17 protein-coding genes are annotated in these 18,026 nt (G+C 71.9%); 6 read left to right on the plus strand and 11 right to left on the minus strand.

Features of this window, described 5'->3' with window-relative positions; all coding sequences use genetic code 11:
• Window positions 1-73: 73 nt before the first annotated feature.
• Entirely contained in the window at window positions 74-484 is a 411-nt protein-coding gene (locus tag N4G70_RS07530; protein ID WP_261711683.1) for a hypothetical protein, read from the plus strand.
• Between the two features lie 4 nt (window positions 485-488).
• Here the strand turns inward: N4G70_RS07530 and N4G70_RS07535 are convergent, their stop codons facing one another.
• Complete coding sequence (locus tag N4G70_RS07535; RefSeq protein ID WP_261711684.1) at window positions 489-1,493, minus strand: cytochrome c oxidase assembly protein; 1,005 nt, start codon at window positions 1,491-1,493, stop codon at window positions 489-491.
• A gap of 195 nt (window positions 1,494-1,688) precedes the next feature.
• Between N4G70_RS07535 and N4G70_RS07540 the strand changes: the two genes are divergently transcribed.
• Both N4G70_RS07540 and N4G70_RS07545 read left to right on the plus strand, forming a co-directional pair.
• Window positions 1,689-2,921, plus strand: coding sequence for a cytochrome P450 (locus tag N4G70_RS07540; RefSeq protein ID WP_261711685.1), 1,233 nt, complete (start codon window positions 1,689-1,691; stop codon window positions 2,919-2,921).
• Between the two features lie 31 nt (window positions 2,922-2,952).
• Window positions 2,953-3,147, plus strand: coding sequence for a ferredoxin (locus N4G70_RS07545; RefSeq protein WP_261711686.1), 195 nt, complete (start codon window positions 2,953-2,955; stop codon window positions 3,145-3,147).
• A gap of 39 nt (window positions 3,148-3,186) precedes the next feature.
• Here the strand turns inward: N4G70_RS07545 and N4G70_RS07550 are convergent, their stop codons facing one another.
• The 5 genes from N4G70_RS07550 to N4G70_RS07570 form a co-directional block, all read right to left on the minus strand.
• Window positions 3,187-3,759, minus strand: a complete 573-nt coding sequence (locus tag N4G70_RS07550; RefSeq protein WP_261711687.1) for a TetR/AcrR family transcriptional regulator — start codon at window positions 3,757-3,759, stop codon at window positions 3,187-3,189.
• Complete coding sequence (locus tag N4G70_RS07555; protein WP_261711688.1) at window positions 3,756-5,231, minus strand: MFS transporter; 1,476 nt, start codon at window positions 5,229-5,231, stop codon at window positions 3,756-3,758. The genes N4G70_RS07550 and N4G70_RS07555 overlap by 4 nt, the downstream gene beginning before the upstream one ends.
• A gap of 109 nt (window positions 5,232-5,340) precedes the next feature.
• Window positions 5,341-6,876 (minus strand): alpha/beta hydrolase, encoded by a 1,536-nt coding sequence (locus N4G70_RS07560; RefSeq protein ID WP_261711689.1) that lies wholly within the window; start codon window positions 6,874-6,876, stop codon window positions 5,341-5,343.
• Window positions 6,877-7,066: 190 nt separating this feature from the next.
• Window positions 7,067-7,735 carry a transcriptional regulator gene (locus N4G70_RS07565; RefSeq protein ID WP_261711690.1) on the minus strand — a complete coding sequence of 223 codons (669 nt, stop codon included), beginning with the start codon at window positions 7,733-7,735 and terminating at the stop codon, window positions 7,067-7,069.
• A 206-nt stretch (window positions 7,736-7,941) separates the two neighbouring features.
• Window positions 7,942-9,060 carry a hypothetical protein gene (locus N4G70_RS07570; RefSeq protein WP_261712069.1) on the minus strand — a complete coding sequence of 373 codons (1,119 nt, stop codon included), beginning with the start codon at window positions 9,058-9,060 and terminating at the stop codon, window positions 7,942-7,944.
• A 191-nt stretch (window positions 9,061-9,251) separates the two neighbouring features.
• Between N4G70_RS07570 and N4G70_RS07575 the strand changes: the two genes are divergently transcribed.
• Window positions 9,252-10,052: a methyltransferase domain-containing protein gene (locus N4G70_RS07575; RefSeq protein WP_261711691.1), complete on the plus strand. Its 801-nt coding sequence runs from the start codon at window positions 9,252-9,254 to the stop codon at window positions 10,050-10,052.
• 23 nt (window positions 10,053-10,075) lie between these two features.
• On the opposite strand, the gene N4G70_RS07580 is transcribed toward N4G70_RS07575, so the two are convergent.
• Window positions 10,076-10,903 (minus strand): tyrosinase MelC2, encoded by an 828-nt coding sequence (locus tag N4G70_RS07580; protein WP_261711692.1) that lies wholly within the window; start codon window positions 10,901-10,903, stop codon window positions 10,076-10,078.
• Between the two features lie 79 nt (window positions 10,904-10,982).
• Window positions 10,983-11,372, minus strand: coding sequence for an apotyrosinase chaperone MelC1 (locus N4G70_RS07585; protein WP_261711694.1), 390 nt, complete (start codon window positions 11,370-11,372; stop codon window positions 10,983-10,985).
• A gap of 528 nt (window positions 11,373-11,900) precedes the next feature.
• Here N4G70_RS07585 and N4G70_RS07590 point away from each other — a divergent pair.
• Complete coding sequence (locus tag N4G70_RS07590) at window positions 11,901-13,418, plus strand: FAD-dependent monooxygenase (RefSeq protein WP_261711695.1); 1,518 nt, start codon at window positions 11,901-11,903, stop codon at window positions 13,416-13,418.
• A 99-nt stretch (window positions 13,419-13,517) separates the two neighbouring features.
• On the opposite strand, the gene N4G70_RS07595 is transcribed toward N4G70_RS07590, so the two are convergent.
• Window positions 13,518-14,609, minus strand: a complete 1,092-nt coding sequence (locus N4G70_RS07595) for a phosphatidylinositol-specific phospholipase C domain-containing protein (RefSeq protein ID WP_261711696.1) — start codon at window positions 14,607-14,609, stop codon at window positions 13,518-13,520.
• 201 nt (window positions 14,610-14,810) lie between these two features.
• Window positions 14,811-15,257, minus strand: a complete 447-nt coding sequence (locus tag N4G70_RS07600; protein WP_261711697.1) for a subtilase-type protease inhibitor — start codon at window positions 15,255-15,257, stop codon at window positions 14,811-14,813.
• 334 nt (window positions 15,258-15,591) lie between these two features.
• Between N4G70_RS07600 and N4G70_RS07605 the strand changes: the two genes are divergently transcribed.
• A complete protein-coding gene (locus tag N4G70_RS07605) occupies window positions 15,592-16,626 on the plus strand; it encodes a LysR family transcriptional regulator (RefSeq protein ID WP_261711698.1) in 1,035 nt (344 codons plus the stop codon).
• A gap of 52 nt (window positions 16,627-16,678) precedes the next feature.
• On the opposite strand, the gene N4G70_RS07610 is transcribed toward N4G70_RS07605, so the two are convergent.
• Window positions 16,679-17,815: a D-alanyl-D-alanine carboxypeptidase family protein gene (locus tag N4G70_RS07610; RefSeq protein WP_261711699.1), complete on the minus strand. Its 1,137-nt coding sequence runs from the start codon at window positions 17,813-17,815 to the stop codon at window positions 16,679-16,681.
• Between the last annotated feature and the right edge of the window lie 211 nt (window positions 17,816-18,026).

The following is an 18,026-nucleotide window of genomic DNA, read 5'->3' on the forward strand; positions in this document are numbered from 1 at the left end:
GCCTGACGGGTAACAGATACAGACAGCCTGCGGCAGGTCCGCCGCACCGAGCGTCCTTGGGGGATGACCCACCATGCAAGAACCACGTTCCACCCGCACGACGAAGACCGGCCCGGGGCCGCTGCGCAGGGCGGCCGTCCTGCTCGCCCTCGTGCTCGGCGCCTCGCTCGCGGCGGGCCCGGTGGCGGCCGAGGCCGCCCCGCGTGCCGCCGTCGCCACCGCTGTCACGGCCCAACAGGCCGCGCCCACAAGCGCATTGGGCGGTGCGACTCAGGCCTCGGCGCGGGCCGGCCAGCACACCGTCGCGCTGAAGTCCGGCATCACGGCGTCGAAGGCCAAGAAGTCCAAGAAAAAGAAGAAGGGCGGCTTCTTCAAGAAGGCCGGGATCGTCCTGCTGATCCTGCTCGTCCTCTTCATCGCGCTCGTCGTCTTCGTCATCTGGTTCATCGTGAGCCGGCTGCGCAAGCGCCGCGACCGGCACTGACCGGTCAGCTCCCCGGCGGCGTCCGGCGCATCCGCTGTCCGACCGTCCCGCCGTCGGTCTCCCACCACGGCCGCGTGAGTTCCGCGGTCTCCGGCCGCCCCTCCACAGGGGCGGCCGGAGCCAGTTCCCGGTCCAGACGGCGGTCGAGCACGGCGCGCTGGGCGCGGTCGGCCCGGGACCACTGGACGAGGATCGCCAGCAGGAACGGCAGCGACACCAGCTCCGCGATGGTGACCATCGCGCCGCCGCCGAGCTGCTGGTCGCGGTAGACGTCCGGGGCCCACGCGGGAGCGTGGTGCAGATACCAGGCGCCCGCGATCAGGGTGCCGTGGGTCATGACGACGATGCCCGGCACCGCGTCGATCAGGCCGTCCAGGAAGACCAGCGCGGCCCGCACCGGATGGCCGCACCAGGCGGGCAGCGTCTGTTCGCGGGTGAGCATCGGCAGCACGAACAGGCTTCCCGCGAGCAGCAGATGGAGGTACATCAGCTCGTGCAGCGGGCCGTACCGCAGCGCCGTCTCGAAGTACGGCGTGAAGTACACACACAGCTCGGTCGTCAGCACCAGGCCGGTGCTGACCAGCGGGAAGGTGAGGAAGCGCACCAGGCGTCCGCTCATCGCGCCCCTCAGCCTGCCCGCACCGCGCTCGGGCAGGGCGAGCACCCCGAGCCGCAGCGGGTCGCCGAGGGCGAGGCCGAGCGGTGCGATCAGGTCGAGCAGGACGTTCTGCACCGCGGCCGGCCAGAACAGCTCGGTGTCGTACACCGCCAGCGCCGACATCGTGGCGACCGCCAGGCTGCCCAGGCCCAGCACCGCGAAGGCCACGACGCGCGCCACCGGCCAGGGCTCGCCGCGGCGCCGAAGACGGAACACGCCCCACGCGTACAGGCCGCCCAGGACGACGATCAGCAGCAGCGCCGCCGCGTCCGGCTGCCACACCGACAGCAGGCGTTGCGTCGTCAGCTCGGGCAGGCCGTCCGCGGGGCCGCCGGGCGTCGGGGTGGACATCGACTCGCTCTCCTCACCGGCCCGTGACGTACGACGGGCCGCCCACACGCTAGCCCCGCCGCCCGGCGGCCCCCGCACCGGGCCCGCCCCCCTCGCCCGAACGACGGAATCGGCCGAAGAACGCGTAGACGGCATAGGTGCCTGAGGCATGTAGTGGAGATCGGCGAGACGGAACCCTTCGCTAGCGAGGTCTCCATGACAGGCAACACCACCGGCGTCACCACGGACCACACCGTCACCGACAGCGGCAGCGTCGTCTTCCCGCAGGACCGCAGCTGCCCCTACCAGCCACCCACCGCCTATCAGCCACTGCGCGACGAGCGTCCGCTGGCCCGCGTCAGCCTCTACGACGGCCGGACCGTGTGGATGGTCACCGGGCTCGCCGAGGCGCGCGCCCTGCTGGCCGACCCCCGGCTCTCCTCCGACCGCCAGAACGAGGCGTTCCCGTCCCCGACGGCCCGGTTCGCCGGGGTCGCCCGGCGCAGGACCGCGCTGCTCGGCGTCGACGACCCCGTCCACGCCACCCAGCGCCGGATGCTGATCCCCAGCTTCACGCTCAAGCGCACCGCGTCCTTGCGGCCCCGTATCCAGGAGACCGTGGACCGGCTCCTGGACGACATGATCGCGCAGGGCCCGCCCGTCGACCTGGTCGAAGCCTTCGCGCTGCCGGTGCCGTCGATGGTGATCTGCGCCCTCCTCGGCGTCCCCTACGAGGACCACGAGTTCTTCGAGGGCCAGTCCCGCAGGCTGCTGCGCGGGCCGGAGTCCACCGACATCGAAGCGGCCCGCGACGAGCTGGAGGGCTACTTCGTCCGGCTCATCGAACGCAAGAAGAAGGAGCGGGGCGACGGCCTGCTCGACGAACTCATCGAGCAGCGCCTGAACCAAGGCGCCCTGGACCAGAGGGAGTTGGTGGACTTCGCGACGATCCTGCTGGTCGCCGGCCACGAGACGACGGCCAACATGATCTCGCTGGGCACCTTCACCCTGCTCCAGCACCCCGAGCAGTTGGCCGAACTGCGCTCCGACGCGTCCCTGATGCCCGCCGCCGTCGAGGAGCTGCTCCGCTATCTCTCGATCGCCGACGGGATGCTACGGGTCGCCCTGGAGGACATCGAGATCGGCGGGCAGACCATCCGCGCCGGCGACGGCGTGGTCTTCTCGACCTCGGTCATCAACCGGGACAACGCCAGCTACGAGGAACCCGACCGGATCGACTGGCACCGCACCAGCCGCCACCACGTCGCGTTCGGCTTCGGCATCCACCAGTGCCTCGGCCAGAACCTGGCGCGGGCGGAGATGGAGATCGCGCTGCGCTCCCTCTTCGACCGGCTGCCCGGGCTGCGCCTCGCGGTGCCCGCCGCGGAGATCCCGTTCAAGCCGGGCGACACCATCCAGGGAATGGTCGAACTCCCCGTCGCCTGGTAGCGGGCGGACAACCCAAGGAAAGGAGCCGCTCATGCGGATCAGCATCGACAAGGACGTCTGCATCGGCGCGGGACAGTGCGCGCTGACCGCGCCCGCCGTCTTCACCCAGGACGACGACGGGTTCAGTGAACTGCTGCCCGGCCGGGAGGACGGAGCGGGCGATCCCCTCGTCCGCGAAGCCGCCCGCGCCTGCCCCGTAGGGGCCGTCACCGTGCACGACCGGTGAGGCGACCGGCGATACGCCCGGCGAAACGTCCGGTTCCGGTCAGTCCTCGGAGCCGGTGATCAGACGCTGCACAGCCGGCGCGTAGAGATCCGCCAGCCGCTCGGGCGTGGCGCGCTCCCCGGCGCCCGGCCGGTGCAGACTGAGCGTCGCACCCAGCCCCAGCAGCAGACCGGCGATCAACTCGGCCCTCAACTCGCTGTCCCCACCCCGCAGTTGACCGGCCAGTCGGGACGTGACCTGCTCGCGGAACCGCTCCCGCAGCAGCGTCCGTTCGTCCATGTTGCCCAGTGAGAAGACCGCCCGCAGCAGCGGATCCCCCTGGTCCTCGCGCCGCATCCGCACCAACGTCAGGACCAGGTGCCGCCCCAGATCCTCCAGGGGCGCCGCGAACAGAGCGTCGGCGGCGGGCCCGAAGTCCGCGACCATGTGGAACAGGCGCTCCTTGCTGCCGAACCGCTTGACGATGAGCGAGGCGCTCACCCCCGCGTCGGCGGCGATCGAGCGCATCGTCACCTCCGCGTAGGGGCGCAGCGTGAACGCCCGCCGCGCCGCCCGCACGATCGCGTCCCGGCCCGTCCCGGTGTCGGCAGCAGCGGCCCGCCGCTCCGTCATGCGCTCTCCTCGGCCGTCGTACGCCCCGTCGCGCTCCCCGCGCCGTCCCACCCGACGCTACCGGTGCCGGACGCCGTACCGCCCGGCAGACACAGGGTCGCGGCGAGTGCGGCAAGGGCCGCGCCCCCCGCGATCAGGAACACCAGAAGGTAGGCGTGCAGGGTCGGGGCGGTGTGGCCGCCGGCCCGGAAGGTGATGTTGGCGAGCACCGCGGCGACCACCGCGCTGCAACAGGCCTGGCCGACCGAGCGCATCAGCGTGTTGAGCCCGTTGGCCGCGCCCGTCTCGCTCACCGGCACCGCGCGCATCACCAGGGCGGGCAGCGCCGAATACGCGATCGCGGTGCCGCAGGCCACCACCGTGGCCCCCGCGATGATCAGGGGAAGGCTGTGGCTGGTGAAGAAACGCACCCCGTATCCCACCACCATGATGGCCGCGGCGAGCGCGAGCGCCGTCTTCGGGCCGTACTTCGCGGAGATCTTGGCCGACACGGGGGAGAGCGCCACCATCGCGAGCCCGCCCGGCAGCAGACACAGCCCGCTGACCACGATGGAGGCGCCGAGCCCGTACCCGGTGGCCCTGGGCTCCTGCACCATCTGCGCGGTGACCAGCGAGTTCGCGTAGAAGGCGAACCCGATCAGGAGGGCCGCCACATTGGTGAGCAGCACCGCGGGCCGCGCCGAGACGCGCAGGTCCACGAGGGGGGAGCGGGTGCGCAGTTCGTAGGCGCCCCACAGCGGCCAGATCACCACGGCCGCGCCGAGCAGGCCGAGGGTGCGCGGCGAGGTCCAGCCCCAGTCGGCGCCCTGAGTGATGGCGAGCAGCACCGAGACCAGCGCCGCCGACAGACCGAGGGCGCCCACCGCGTCGAACCGCCCGCGCGAGCGCAGCGGCGACTCGGGCACGCACCACAGCACCAAGGCGATGTCGAGGACCCCCAGAGCCGCCGACGCCCAGAACATGGTGTGCCAGTCGAAGTGCTCCACGACCAGGGCCGCGACGGGCAGACCGACCGCCGCGCCGATGCCCAGGGTCGAACTCATCAGGGCCACCGACGACAGGACCTTCGCGGGCGGCAGTTCGTCCCGCATGATGCTGATGCCGAGGGGGATCACCGCGAGCGCGGCGCCCTGAAGGGCGCGGCCGGCGATCAGCACGCCGATGTGGGAGCTCACCGCGCACATCACCGACCCGGCCGTCAGCACCCCGAGCGAGCCGACCAGGAGCCGCCGCTTGCCGTACATGTCCCCGGCCCGGCCGAGCACCGGCGTGAAGACCGCCCCGGTCAGCAGCGTGACCGTGACCAGCCAGCTCGCCGCGGCCGGAGTGCTGCCGGTCAGCGCCGGGACATGGGGAAGCAACGGCACCACCAGCGTCTGCATGACGGCCACGACGACACCGCAGAACGCGAGGACCCCGACGAAGAAACGGGGGCGCGGCGGGTCGGCGGCCAGGGGTATCGCTGGGGACATGGCTCTCCGTACGAGTGCGACGCGGGCAGGGGTGCACATGTGTTCACCCCCAGGGTAAACGCTTGTGCACCCCTGCCGGTCCGCCTCCGCCGGGGTTTTCCGCCCCGCGTCAGCCGCGTGCGGCCGGCTCGGGCAGCGGCACGCCCGGGCAGGTGCTGTCCCGGTCCGGCAGAGCCCCGTCCAGGAGGTACTTCTCGACATGGGCGTCCGCACACGCGTTGCCCGTCTGGAACTGGCCGTGGTCACCGTCGTCCACGGTGATCAGACGCGAGCCCGCGAAGTTCCGGTGGACGCGCAGCGCGCCCTCGTAATAAGTCGCCGGATCCAGCGTCGAGTTGAGCATCAGCACCGGCGGAAGCCCCTTGCCGGTCACCTCGATCCGCGGCGCGTGCGTGCCCGGCCAGTTCGCGCAGATCGCCGCGAACGTCAACTCCCGTGCTCCCGCAAGGGGGTTGACGCGGGTCGCCTCGGCACTCTTGTCGATCCAGTAGCGGCTGTCGCGCTTCCACGGCGTGTCGCCGCAGGTGACCGCGAAAAAGTCGGCGAAGTAAGGGGCACTCATGATCGGCTGCAAATCGTCGACGGCGTCCCTCTTCGCCTCCTCGGACGCGCCCTCGGGGTTCTCCAGCAGACCCATCATCGCGGCGAAGCGCGGGAAACCCTGGCGGGCGCTGTACACCGAACCCGTCGCGGCTGCGTCCAGATGGTTGGGTGTGATGCGGGTGCCTTCGAGGTCGAGCGGATGGTCGCGCAGCGCGGCCCGCAACCGCTCGTAGGACGCCTTGGCCTCGGCGGGGGTGCGGCCCTGGTGATAGGTCGCGTCGTTCTTCGCCAGCCACGGCAGGAAGTCGTGCTCGAACCGGCGCTGGAAGCTCAGCGGCTGGTGCACCATGTACGACTCCCAGCCGCGTGTGAGGTCCACCGTGCTGTCCAGCACGACCCGCTCCACCCGGCGCGGGAACTCGGTCGCGTAGTACGCCCCGAGGACGGTGGCGTAGGACGGCCCGTAGTAGGAGATCTTGTCCACGCCGAGCAGCGAGCGGTACAGATCCATGTCGTGCACCGCCTGGTCGGAGGTGATGTACGGCAGCATCCCGCCCGAACGGCGCTCGCACTGCGCCACGAAGTCACGGGCCCGGTCGAACGTGGCACGGATCGCCGGCTCCGAGCGGTCCCGCAGATCGCCGCTGGTGAAGAACGCGTCCACCGTGGCCTGGTCCGAGCAGACCACGTTGGTGCTCGCCCCGACGCCCCGCTGGTCGAAGCCGACGACGTCGTAGGCGGCCGCGATGCCGGGGCTCTGGCGGGCCAGGTTCGCCGGGCGCTTGTACCCGGACGAACCGGGCCCGCCCGCCGCCATCATGAGCACGCCCCGCTTCTTGGCCGGGTCGGTCGCCCGGTGCCGCGACACCTGGATGCTGAGGCTGGGCCCGGCGCCCGGGTGGTACCAGTCCCGGGGCACGGCCATCGTGGCGCACTCCAGGGTGTCGGACACGCACGGCTGCCAGTCGAGGTGCTGAAGGCGGTAGCGGTCGGGCACGGACGGCGCGGCGGCGCTCGCCGCCGTGCCCGGCAGGGCCGCGGCGGCCAGCAGCCCGCACGCGACGGCCACGGCCCATCGGGCCGGTTTCCTGAGCAACTGCATTGATCTGTCTCCCCGTTGGGATCGTTCTCCCGGTGCTGCATCGGTCGCACCGATCGTCCACCGTCCACACCCCCCTCTCGATCCCGCCACCACCCCGATCGGGGGTGGCACGAATGCCACCTCGACGGTGGCCCAGGGGTGACTACGCGCGGCCCTGCCACGCCACCCACCACCCCCGCCCGCAAGCCCGTCAGGCCGCGAGCGTGTTCCAGAACATCGACTCGTACCTCTGGAGCAGGCGGCCGTAGTGCGCACCGGCGCCCACGCCCTCGCCGTGTTCGTCGTCCGAGCCGGTGGCGACCGCCGCCACCGCCCAGCGCGCCGGCTCCGGGGACGGCGTCGCGAAGAAGTCGAAGAAGCCGCACGCCTCGTCGTCGAAGCCGTACCGGGCGCGCAGCGCCGCGGCCAGCCGGGAGCAATAACCGCCCCACGCGGCGAAGTTGGTGGTCAGCGCGAGCGCCACGCTCGGCGGCTCCCCGTTCAGCGCCAGCCACGCCACATACGCCGGGTAGGCCTGACAGCCCGCCTTCGGCCGGTACTGCCCGACGGTCTCGGGGGTGAGCCCACAGGCGCTCTCGTACGCCCCGAGCCGAGCGAGCGCCAGCGTCTCGCCCTCGGCGAGCAGGGTGAAGAACTCCGCGCACGCCGTGCCCCTGCCCGAGCGTTCGGCCAGGTGCGTGAAGGCGCGGCGGTCGGCGGCGAGGATGTGGCGCTGTTCCAGGGCGAGTCCGGCGAGCGCGGACCGCGGCGCCGTGCCGGCCTCGACGAGCGGCACGAGGCGGTTGTCGTCCGCCGAAGGGGCGAGTTCCGCGGACGTCGCCGCGATGATCTCCTGGGCCGAACGCGTCTGACGAGTCATGAGGGACCCTCTTCGCAGGTCTGGCGATGCGGTCCCGGCCAGCGTCTCATGTGAGCCGCCCACCATCTGACGGTTCGTCGGTGGGGCCCCTGGCCCCTCTGGCCCCCGAGGACGCCGGATGTCAACTGCCCGGCGGGAACGGCTGACCTGTCATCAGGCGTGCCTCATCTGCCTTGCGTCATCCGTCATCCGTCATTCGTCATTCGTCATCCGGCGACGGACGGAGCGCGCTGCCTTCGTCTGCGGTCGCGGGTCCTGTCCCGCTGCGGCCACAGCAGGACGTACGCCGTGGAGACGAGTACGAAGGCCAGCCGGATGAGGCCCCGCGCCGCGTCGTCCGGCACCACGAACACGCTCCCGTACAACGTCAGGAGGGCCAGCCAGCTCCACCACGGGACCAGCCTGCGCTGCCCGATCACATCCCAGAGCAGGGTGCCGAGCAGCACGGACGCCGTGTAGTACGTGTAGACGCTGGGGTCCAGGACGATCCGCGCGTTCGCACCGAGCAGCACCACCGCCGCCCAGCGCCCCCGCCACACCGCGACCGCCCCGAGGAGCAGGCCGAGCGCCGCCTGGGCGGGCCGGTCCCAGCCCGGTGTCTCCGCGTCGGCCACCCCCAGCCAGCGCAGCGCGGACGCGGGCTGGTTGGGTATCGCGAAACCGGCGGCCGACATCGAGTGCGGGTTGCTGAGGAAGAACGGTGCCCAGGCGACGGCGAGCACCGCGGCGCACCACAGGGCCGCCCGCAGCCACTGGTTGCGTGGCAGGGCGAAGAGCAGCGCGGCGAACGTCACCGCCGTCGGTTTCGAATCCATCGCGAGCGCCAGCCACACCCCGGTGCCCACCGCGCTGTTCCGGGTCACCGAGCGCACCGCGAGCGCGGTGAAGAACAGGGCGAGGACGTCGTCGAGGTGGCCGAAGCGCACCGACACCTCGATCCACATGGGGATGAAGGCGAGCCCCGCGATCAGGACCCGCTGCCGCAGCCGCTGGTGGTTGGTGCCGGTGCCCAGGAAGTACCAGGCGGCGCTGCGCCCGGCGAGCACCACGATCACCAGGCCCAGCACCGACATCAGGAGCGCCGCGAGGAACTGGCCGGTCCGGTCGGGGAACGGGTTGAACAGTCCCGCCGTCAGGAAGCTGACCGGGCCCATCTGGAGCTCGGGGTGGTGGGCGTAGAGGTTGAGCCCTCCGGTGCCGTCGCCGGAGGGCCCCTGGTAGATGAGCTCGCCGCCGGCCCGCAGATAGTGCCAGGAAAAGCCGCCGTTGGGCTCCACCACCGCGAACCAGAGCGCGGTCCAGACGGAGAGCAGGATCAGATGCATCCTCTGACTGATGGCCGGCACGTGTGTTCAGCTCCTGTTTCCCTGCCCGATGCGAATGGCGTTCCGTGGAGCGCGCGGGGGCCCCGGGGAAAGATGTCATGGGGCGCCGGTTCGTTCTCACACGGGTCCACATGTGCCGCTCGCCACACGCCGCCGGGCCCGTCCGGGCGGCCACTGCCATCATGAGGATCATGACCGAGGACAACGGATACCTCCTGGACAACCGGCGGGCCGAGGCGGGCGAGCGCTTCGAGGCACTCTCCGCGCTCTTCGACGGCTCGACGTTCCGCCGCTTCGACGCCCTGGGCCTGGGCTCCGGGCAGCAGGTGTGGGAGGTGGGCGCCGGAGGCCCGTCCGTACCGCTCGGACTGGCCCGGCGGGTGGGGCCCGAAGGGCGGGTCCTCGCCACCGATCTCGACACCGGATGGTTCGGCGGGGTCGCGCTGCCGGGCTGTGTCGAGGTGCGGCGGCACGACGTCGGCCGGGACGAGGCGCCGTCGGGCACCTTCGACTTCGTCCACGCGCGTCTGGTCCTGGTCCACGTCGGCGACCGGGACCGCGCCCTGCGCACGATGTTCGCGGCGCTGCGCCCCGGCGGCGTCCTGTTCGTCGAGGACGCCGATCCCGCGCTCCAGCCGCTGCTCTGCCCCGACGAGTACGGCCCCGAACAGGAACGCGCCAACCGGCTGCGCCGGGGCTTCAGGGAACTCCTCGCCGAACGCGGCGCCGATCTGTCCTACGGCCGCAAACTCCCGCGCCTGCTGCGGGAGTTGGGCCTGGAGGGGGTGGAAGCCGATGCGTACTTCCCGGTCACCTCGCCCGCCGGCGCGGTCCTTGAGGCCGCGACCGTGCGCCAGGTCAGGGACCAACTCGTCGAACGGGGACTGGCGGACGACGAGGAGATCGAGCGTCATCTGGCGAGCGTCGCCGCGGGCCGCCTCGATCTGGCGACCTCGCCGATGATCTCCGCCTGGGGCCGCCGCCCGAGCTGAGCGACGGCGGCCCGCACCGGCGGCTAGGCCGCCGTGTCGTAGGTGTAGTAGCGGGTGTGGTCGAGCATGTCCGCCGGGGTCACGTTGTTCCACGGCCGCATCGTGTCGTGCAGGTCGACCACGTCCCGCGTCCCCGCCGCCGGGAGATACGGCGAGCGCGGGTGCCTGGCCTGCCACTGCGCCCAGAGCTTGTCGACGAACGCGTGATGCATCCAGAACACCGGGTCGTTGGGCGAGGCGCCGGTCGCCATCTGGCCGCCGACCCAGACATGGACGCGGTTGTGCAGGTTGACCCCGCGCCAGCCCTCCAGATGGTTGCGGAAGCCGTCGGAGGCACTGTTCCACGGCGCCATGTCGTACGTCGCCATCGCGAGGACACCGTCGACCTCGGCGCGGGTCGGCAACTGGGCGACGGAGGTGCCGAGCGCGCGGCGCAGGTAAGTGCGGCCGTCCACACGGACGTTGACCGGCCAGTTGCCCGCCTCGTACGCGAACGGCCCGTCCATCACCTGGCCGTCGCGGCTGCGTCCGGTGCCGCCGAGGAAGTCGGCCGCCCACAGCGTGGCGGCGGGGGTGCGGTCGACCGTCCAGTCCCAGTACGGCACGCTGACCGACGCGTCGACCGTTTGCAGGGCCTGCTCGAACTCGATGAGGAATCTGCGGTGCCAGGGCAGGAAGGACGGCGAGCGGTGGCCGACCCGGTCGCCGGTGTCGGTGTCGCTCATGATGAAGGCGTTGTGGGTACGGACGAACGTGTCGTACCTTCCGTCGCGTTTGAGCTGGAGCAGTGCGTCGATGAGACGGCGCTTCTCGGGTGCGGTGAGGTCCGCCTGGTTCTTGCGAACGGCCATGGCTGTGCTCCTGGTTGGGCTGAATGCGGGCGGGACGTCGTCGGCGTCCGGACCGGGCGTACGGATCAGGGCGTCCGGATCAGGCGAGCGGGACCAGGGCGGCGCCCTGGAGCTCGACCACGGCGGCACGCGCGACCGCGCGGGGCGTGGCGAACGTCTCGTAATGGTTCACGACGCTGATCCAGGTGCCGTCGGCGTTTTGCATCACATGCAGATCCTGGCCGTCTATGCGCACGGAGTAGCCACCGCCGTGGTGCATGTGCCCGGCGCCGGGCAGGCCCTGTATGCGGCGCCCCTGGAAGACCTCGTCGAAGGCCTCGGACATGTCGTGCGCGGCACCCGGTGCGGGGCGGACGCTCGTGGGGGCGGCTTGGGCGCTGCTCGCGAGGGCGAGTGCGGCGAGGGTGCCGGCGGTGACGCCGATGGCGTGGCGGCGGGTGGGTCGGGATGGTTCGGACGGTCGAGGCATCGCAATTCCCAGGGTGGCGCGGTCGGTTGGCGCACACGCGAGCACCGGGAAACAGTCGACCGACCTGATCACGGCCGTGCTGTCCGGTGAAGCGGTGCGCCCCCATGCCTACCGGTAGGGGTCGTCGCGCAAGAAGGGGCGGGCGATTGGTTGGCCGCTATGTGGACATGTCCAGATTCGAAGTGCAGTGTTCAACGACGGCGATCTTGTCGGCAGGGCCGTGCCAGACGGCCAGGCGTGAAGATTCTCGTTGCAATGTGCCACTGGCGTGAAGATTTTGTTGCGCTGACGTGTCCCATGTGTCCGGCCTCACGTGCGAAAGGTGACCGGAAACGCCTGTCGGTCCCGCCGGGTGCGAACGTTCCCGAGCACATCCGAACACAGGGCACCACCAGGGGAGATGGAGGTGGTCCCGGGCCTGGGTGTCGGCGGTCTGTCGGGCGCTGTCGGCGCGGTGTCGGTGGGTCCCCGCACCGTGGGAGAGGTCCGGCCGGGTGCCCATCCGGCCGGGGTTGGAGGGGATCTCTCGTGCATGACGTAGTGATTGTCGGGGCCGGCCCGGTCGGTCTGTTCCTCGCTTGCGAACTCGGTCTCGCGGGCTGTTCGGTCCTGGTGCTGGAGCGCGAGCCCGGCCCTCAATCCCCGCTGAAGGCGGCGCCGTTGGGGGTGCGGGGCCTGTTCGGGGCGTCGACCGCGGCGTTCCACCGGCGCGGGCTGCTGCGCCAACTCCTTTCCGCCTCGGGGGTCTCCGACGAGCCGGGCACGGATTCCGGCGCTCCGGCGCCCTCACCCCTGCGCGGGGCGGGTCACTTCGCGGGGATGGTGCTCGACCCGGCCCGGGTCGACGTCGACGCCCTGCCCTACTGGCTGCCCAGCGCGGCGCCGCGGAGTCTGCGGACCCACCTCGAAGCGGTCGAGACGGTGCTGGCCGAGCGGGCGGCCGAGCTCGGGGTGGACGTGCGGTACGGGGCCGCCGTCACGGACGTCACCCAGAACGAGGAGGGGGTGGTCGCCCACGCGGACGGACATCCGTACCCGGCACGCTGGCTCGTCGGCTGCGACGGCGGACGCAGCGCCGTGCGCAAGCTCGCCGGCTTCGCGTTCGAGGGCACCGAGCCTGAGTTCACCGGCTACTTGGCGCAGGTCACCATCGCCGACCCGGAGAAGCTGGGCGTCGGATTCAATCCGACGCCCCAGGGCATGTACCTCAGGATCATGCCCGGATACCTCGCCCTGATGGACTTCGACGGCGGCGCCTTCGACCGTTCGCGGCAGCCGGCCCTCGACCACCTCCAGTCGGTGCTGCGCCGCGTCGCGGGCACCGATGCGACGCTGAGCGAGGTCCAGCTCGCGACCAGCTTCACCGACCGGGCCATGCAGGCGACGACGTACCGGCAGGGGCGTGTCCTGCTCGCGGGGGACGCCGCCCACATCCACTCGCCGCTCGGCGGCCAGGGCCTCAACCTCGGTCTCGGCGACGCCATGAACCTGGGCTGGAAGCTCGCGGCGACCGTGCACGGGCACGCGCCGGACGGCCTCCTCGACACGTACACCCGCGAGCGGCATCCGGTCGGCGCGGCGGTGCTCGACTGGTCGCGCGCCCAGGTGGCGGTGATGCGTCCGGGCCCGTATGCCCAGGCGGTGCAAGGAGTGGTGCGCGATCTGATCGGGACCCGCGACGGCACGACGTATGTCTTCGAGCGGATGTCGGGATCGTGGATCCGCTACGACCTGGGCGACGAGCATCCCCTGGTCGGCCGCGACGCGCCGGACTTCCAGCTGGAGGACGGCACCCGCCTGAGCGATCTGATGGCCGACGGCCACGGCGTCGTACTCGATTTCGGCACCGAGCAGTCCCTGCGGCCCGCGGCGAAGGGCCGGGAGAGCCGACTGCGGTACGTGGCCGGAGCGGCCCGCGACGACCTGGGGCTGGGCGCCGTGCTGGTCCGGCCCGATGGCGTGGTCGTGTGGGCGGACGGCCGCACTCCGGATCGTCCGGCGTTCGAGGCGGCCCTCGCCCGGTGGTTCGGCCCCCTGGAACACTGACGGCTGCCGGAACCCGCACGGCCGTCCGCGACGCGGTGTCCCGGGACGGACGCGCCCACCGGGCGGGCCGGCCGGGGGCCACCCCGGCCGGCCCAGCCGTCAGCCCGCGCCGCGCGGCAGCGCGAGCGACTGGATCTCGGGGAGGGCGGTCCAGTCGTTCGAGGCCACGCTGGCGTGGGCGGCGGCGAGCCGGGCCACCCGGGCCCGTGCGTCCGCCGGTGACGGGTTCTTGTCATCGAGGGCCGGCGCCACGTTCTGGGCGTCGGTCATGACCAGGTAATAGTGGTGGGTGTCGTACCAGGCGGTGTCGATCGTGCCGTTCAGATACGTCGCCGCGTCGCCGTCGAACACGACGAACCAGGGGCGGATCGAGGCATCTCCGTACCGTGAACGGGGGTCGCCCGCCTGGGCGTTGTGCACCGCGGGGAAGACCTGGGCCCGTGCCGTGCGGCCCGCCGCGGCGAGATCGCGCAGATGGCGGGCGTACTCGACGTCGGTCCAGAGCGTGTCGGTGGGGTTGCCCTCCTCGACCGTGCCCGGGATCACTTCGAGCATCACCTTGCCCGCCAGCGCCTCACGGCTCGGCCAGTTGCCCGCGTTCGTCGCCTCATCGAGCGTGGCGTACTGACCGCCGCCCGGCTTGGCCAGCAGATCGGCCGGGCGGAAGACCGCCGGGCCCAGATGGTCGGCGATCGCCTGGTCGAGCTTGTCGGGTCCCATGCCGTACGTGGCCTGGAACCCGGCCTTCATCTCCAGCTTGACGACGAGCGGCGGATGGCCGGGGTGGGCGGAGAGCCAGACCCGTATGTCGTCCAGGCAGCTCTCCAGGTTCTTGTTCGCACCCCCGGTGTAGAGCTGGGCGGGGGTGGTGGCGTTGACACAATTGTTGCTGTTGCCCAGCGGGTTGGAGTGGCTGACCTTCCACTCCTTGGTGATGAAGTCGTCCCACACGTCGAGCTCGATCATCGAGGTGCCGGAGTCGAGGGCCCGGGCCAGATAGGGGAAGGCGGCCGGGTCGTAGGTGTTGTGCAGTCCGGAGACGGTGGCGCCGGACAGCGGCAGGGTCTCGGGCCCCGCCGCGGACGCGCTGCCGCCCGCGCCCGCCGAGGCGAGGGCGAGGCAGGCGGCGAGCGCGCCGAACAGGGCTGTGCGCGGCCGGGGGGTGAATCGTCGGGGCCGGGGATCCGACACGGGTCCTCCTAGGGGGGTGACACTCCGTCAGGACGCTGTCATCGTCCAGTGAAGCGACGAAGACATGTCACGTAACACGAGGTGGATTCCTCCTGTCACCCCCTGCGGCCGATTCGGCCGCGCGCGAGGCCGGTGGGCTCGCCCGTGGGGCGAACCCGGCGCGCCGGACGGCGAGTTGGGGCCGTCCTGGGCGGGAGCCGCCTAGAAGTTGAACACGGCCTCCGAACCGGCTGCCTTCATGCAGGAGTTGGCGTAGGTCTGTACGTAGCTCACCCGCTTGCCGTTCCACACACCGTCCGCCCGGACGGTGACCGGCTGCCAGATCTTCGTACACAGACGGGGGGCGCCGCTCGCGACGAGTGCGCTGAAGTTGCCCTGTACGCCGCGGAGTTCGGCGCACGCGGCGGCGGGTGCCGGGTGGGAGCCGGAGGGGGTGGGGGTGCAGGTGAGGGTGACCGCGCGCTGGACGGGGGCGCCCTGGTCGCCGGTCCCGGGCTCGACGCTGATCACCAGCGCCGACGGCGGGTACAGGCTCATCGGCTTCATCGCGCCGGCCGGGGCCGCGGTCGCACTGCCGAGCCCGGTGCCGACGAGACCGTTCGCCAACAGGGCGACGGTGACGGCACTGACTGCTGCGATCTTCCGCATTTCGAACACTCCTGGGGTTTGGATTCCGGAGAACGAACAGGAGTCTCTACCGCTCCGAACCTCTCCGCGCACCGAACCGGACGCATTCGGTCACATGTAGTCACGCACCGAAGCCGTGTCGGTGCAGGACGGCGTACGGATGCGCAGGTCGCCGAGGCCGCCAAGGTCGGCCAAAAGAAAGGCATGATGGTGGTTTAAAGGTCGAATTCAAGGCAATCGTTAGGCGAATTCTGGAGATCTTAGGCCGAATTGAGGACTGGTCAGTTCGCGCGAACCCGGCGGCTCCCCCGGAGCGGGGCCCGGGATTCGATCTTCGCGCGGTTAGGATCCGGGCATGGAGCTTCGACAGCTGCGGTACTTCCTCACCGTGGTGGAGGAGGCCAACTTCACCCGGGCCGCGGCCCGCCTGCATGTGGCCCAGCCCGGCGTCAGCGCGCAGATCCGTCAGTTGGAGCGGGAGCTCGGCCAGCGTCTGCTCGACCGCACCGGCGGCTCGGTCACCCCCACCGAGGCGGGCGAGGCGGTACTGCCGCACGCGCGGGCCGCGCTCGCCGCCGTCGAGGCGGTGCGCGACACCGTGGACGAGTTCAGCGGACTGCTGCGTGGACACGTCACGATCGGCGTGGTCTCCGGAGCCGTCACCCAGGACTTCGACCTCGCCCTGGCGCTCGCCGACTTCCACGACGCCCACCCCGAGGTCGAGATCACGCTCACCGAGGACACCTCGGACCGGATGCGGGCGGCACTGCTCGGCGGCCGGCTCGACATCGCCCTGCTCGGACTCGCACAGGGCGCGCTCCCGTCGGGCCTCGCGCTCGACGTCGTCGTCGACGAGCCCCTGGTGGCGGCGCTCGCCGAGGGCGACCCCCTGCTCACCCCCGGCCGCACCGAGGTCACGCTCGCCGAACTGGAGGGCCGCCCGCTCATCGGCCTGCCGCGCGGCACCGGCATCCGCGCGGTCCTCGACCGGGCCTGCGCGGACGCCGGAATCCGCCCGCGCATCGCCTTCGAGGCCGCCTCGCCCCAGCTCCTGGCCCGGCTCGCCGCACGCGGCCTCGGTGTGGCCGTGCTCCCCGTGCCCGGCGCCGATGCCCCGCCGGGCCTGCGCATCCTGCGGATCACCGAGCCGGAACCGCGCGGGCGGATCGCCCTGGCCTGGCGCACCCAGGGCCCCTCGGGGCCGGCGGCCCGAGCCCTGCTCGCCCGGCTCCGCACCTCGCTCGCCGCGGCGACCACCGCGAGGGCTCCGGTGCTCGCCGCGACGGCCACCACCGCGGGGGCTCAGGCGCCCGCCGGGACGGCCCCCACCGCGGCGGCTCCGGCGCTCGCCGCGAGGGTCATCACCGGCAAGCCCCCGGCGTCGCGGTGACCTGCCGCCGCATCAGTGCCCCGGCGCCGCGCCGGCCGGGACGCGCCGGGGCTCACTCCGTGGGGCGCTGTCGCTCCCTGCGGCCGCGGATCGTGCGGCGGCGTACCAGCAGGAAGAGTGTCCCGGCCACGGCGAGGCCCCCGGCCACCGAACTCGCCAGGGTCCAGCGGGGCTCGGCCTCGTCCGCCCGGGCCTCGGGCTCGACCGCCGCGACACGCGCCTGGATCTGCGCCTGGCGGGTGGGCGACTTGGTGGCCCGTACCGGTTCAAGGGAGCCCACCGCGTCGACGTTGTCCCAGGCCTTGAACCCCCAGTCGAGCAGAGCGCGGGCCTCCTCGTAGACCGCGTATCCGCCGCCGGCCTGCGGATTCATGACGGTCACCAGGAGGGTGCGCTCGCCCTGTTTGGCGGCCGCGATCAACGTGTTGCCCGCGTTGCTCGTGTAGCCGTTCTTGATGCCGACGATCCCCGGGTAGCGGGCGATCCCGTTGGCCCCCGACAGCAGCCGGTTGGTGTTCACGATGCCGTACGAGCCGCCCCCGCCGGGGAACTGCGCCCACGCGGTCGAGCAGTACTCGGCGAAGTCGGGGCGGGCAAGGCCCGCCCGGCCGAACACCGCGAGGTCGAACGCCGAGGAGACCTGGCCAGGGGTGTCGTAGCCGTCGGGCGAGACGACCTCGGTGTCCAGGGCGCCGAGCCGGCGGGCCTTGGCCTGCATCTGGGCCGCGGTCGCCTCCCAGCCGCCGTTCAAGGAGGCCAGTACGTGCACGGCGTCGTTGCCCGAGCTGAGGAAGACCCCGCGCCACAGGTCGGACACCTGATAGGTGTGCCCGGGCTCGACGCCCACCAGACTGCTGCCCGGGCCGATGCCCGCCAGATCCTGTTCGGAGACCGTGTGGCGGTCCTCGGCGCGCAGGTGGGGAAGCGCGGTGACCGCGAACAGCGTCTTGAGGGTGCTCGCCGGAGGGAGCTTGCGATGGGCGTTGCGGGCGGCGAGCACCTTGCCGGTGCGGGCGTCCGCGACCACGTACGACAGGGCGGAGACGTCACCCGGAAGGGACGGCGCGCCCGGCCGCAGACTGACCTGCTCGCCCGCCGGGGGGCCCGCCTGGGTCGCGGAGGCGGAGCTGTCGGGCGCCGGAGCGAGGCAGCACAGACCGATGGCGGCGGTGGCGGTCAGTGCTGCCATGGAACGGAATCCGGATCTGATGACCATTCAGCCACCGTAGGAACAGAACGGACATCACGCAGGTCGGCTTGTGCCGTCCGGCCTACAGCGCGCGTGTCGGGCGGCCGCGCGGTGCCGGTCGCCCGTTGTGGCCGGTTCTGTGCGCGGGGGCCGGATTCCTTTGTTCAAGGGAAGGCAATGGTCTAGTCCAAGTCGTTGACGTGTTCCGGCC

It is taken from the genome of Streptomyces sp. ASQP_92 (assembly GCF_025399895.1).
Lineage (GTDB): Bacteria > Actinomycetota > Actinomycetes > Streptomycetales > Streptomycetaceae > Streptomyces.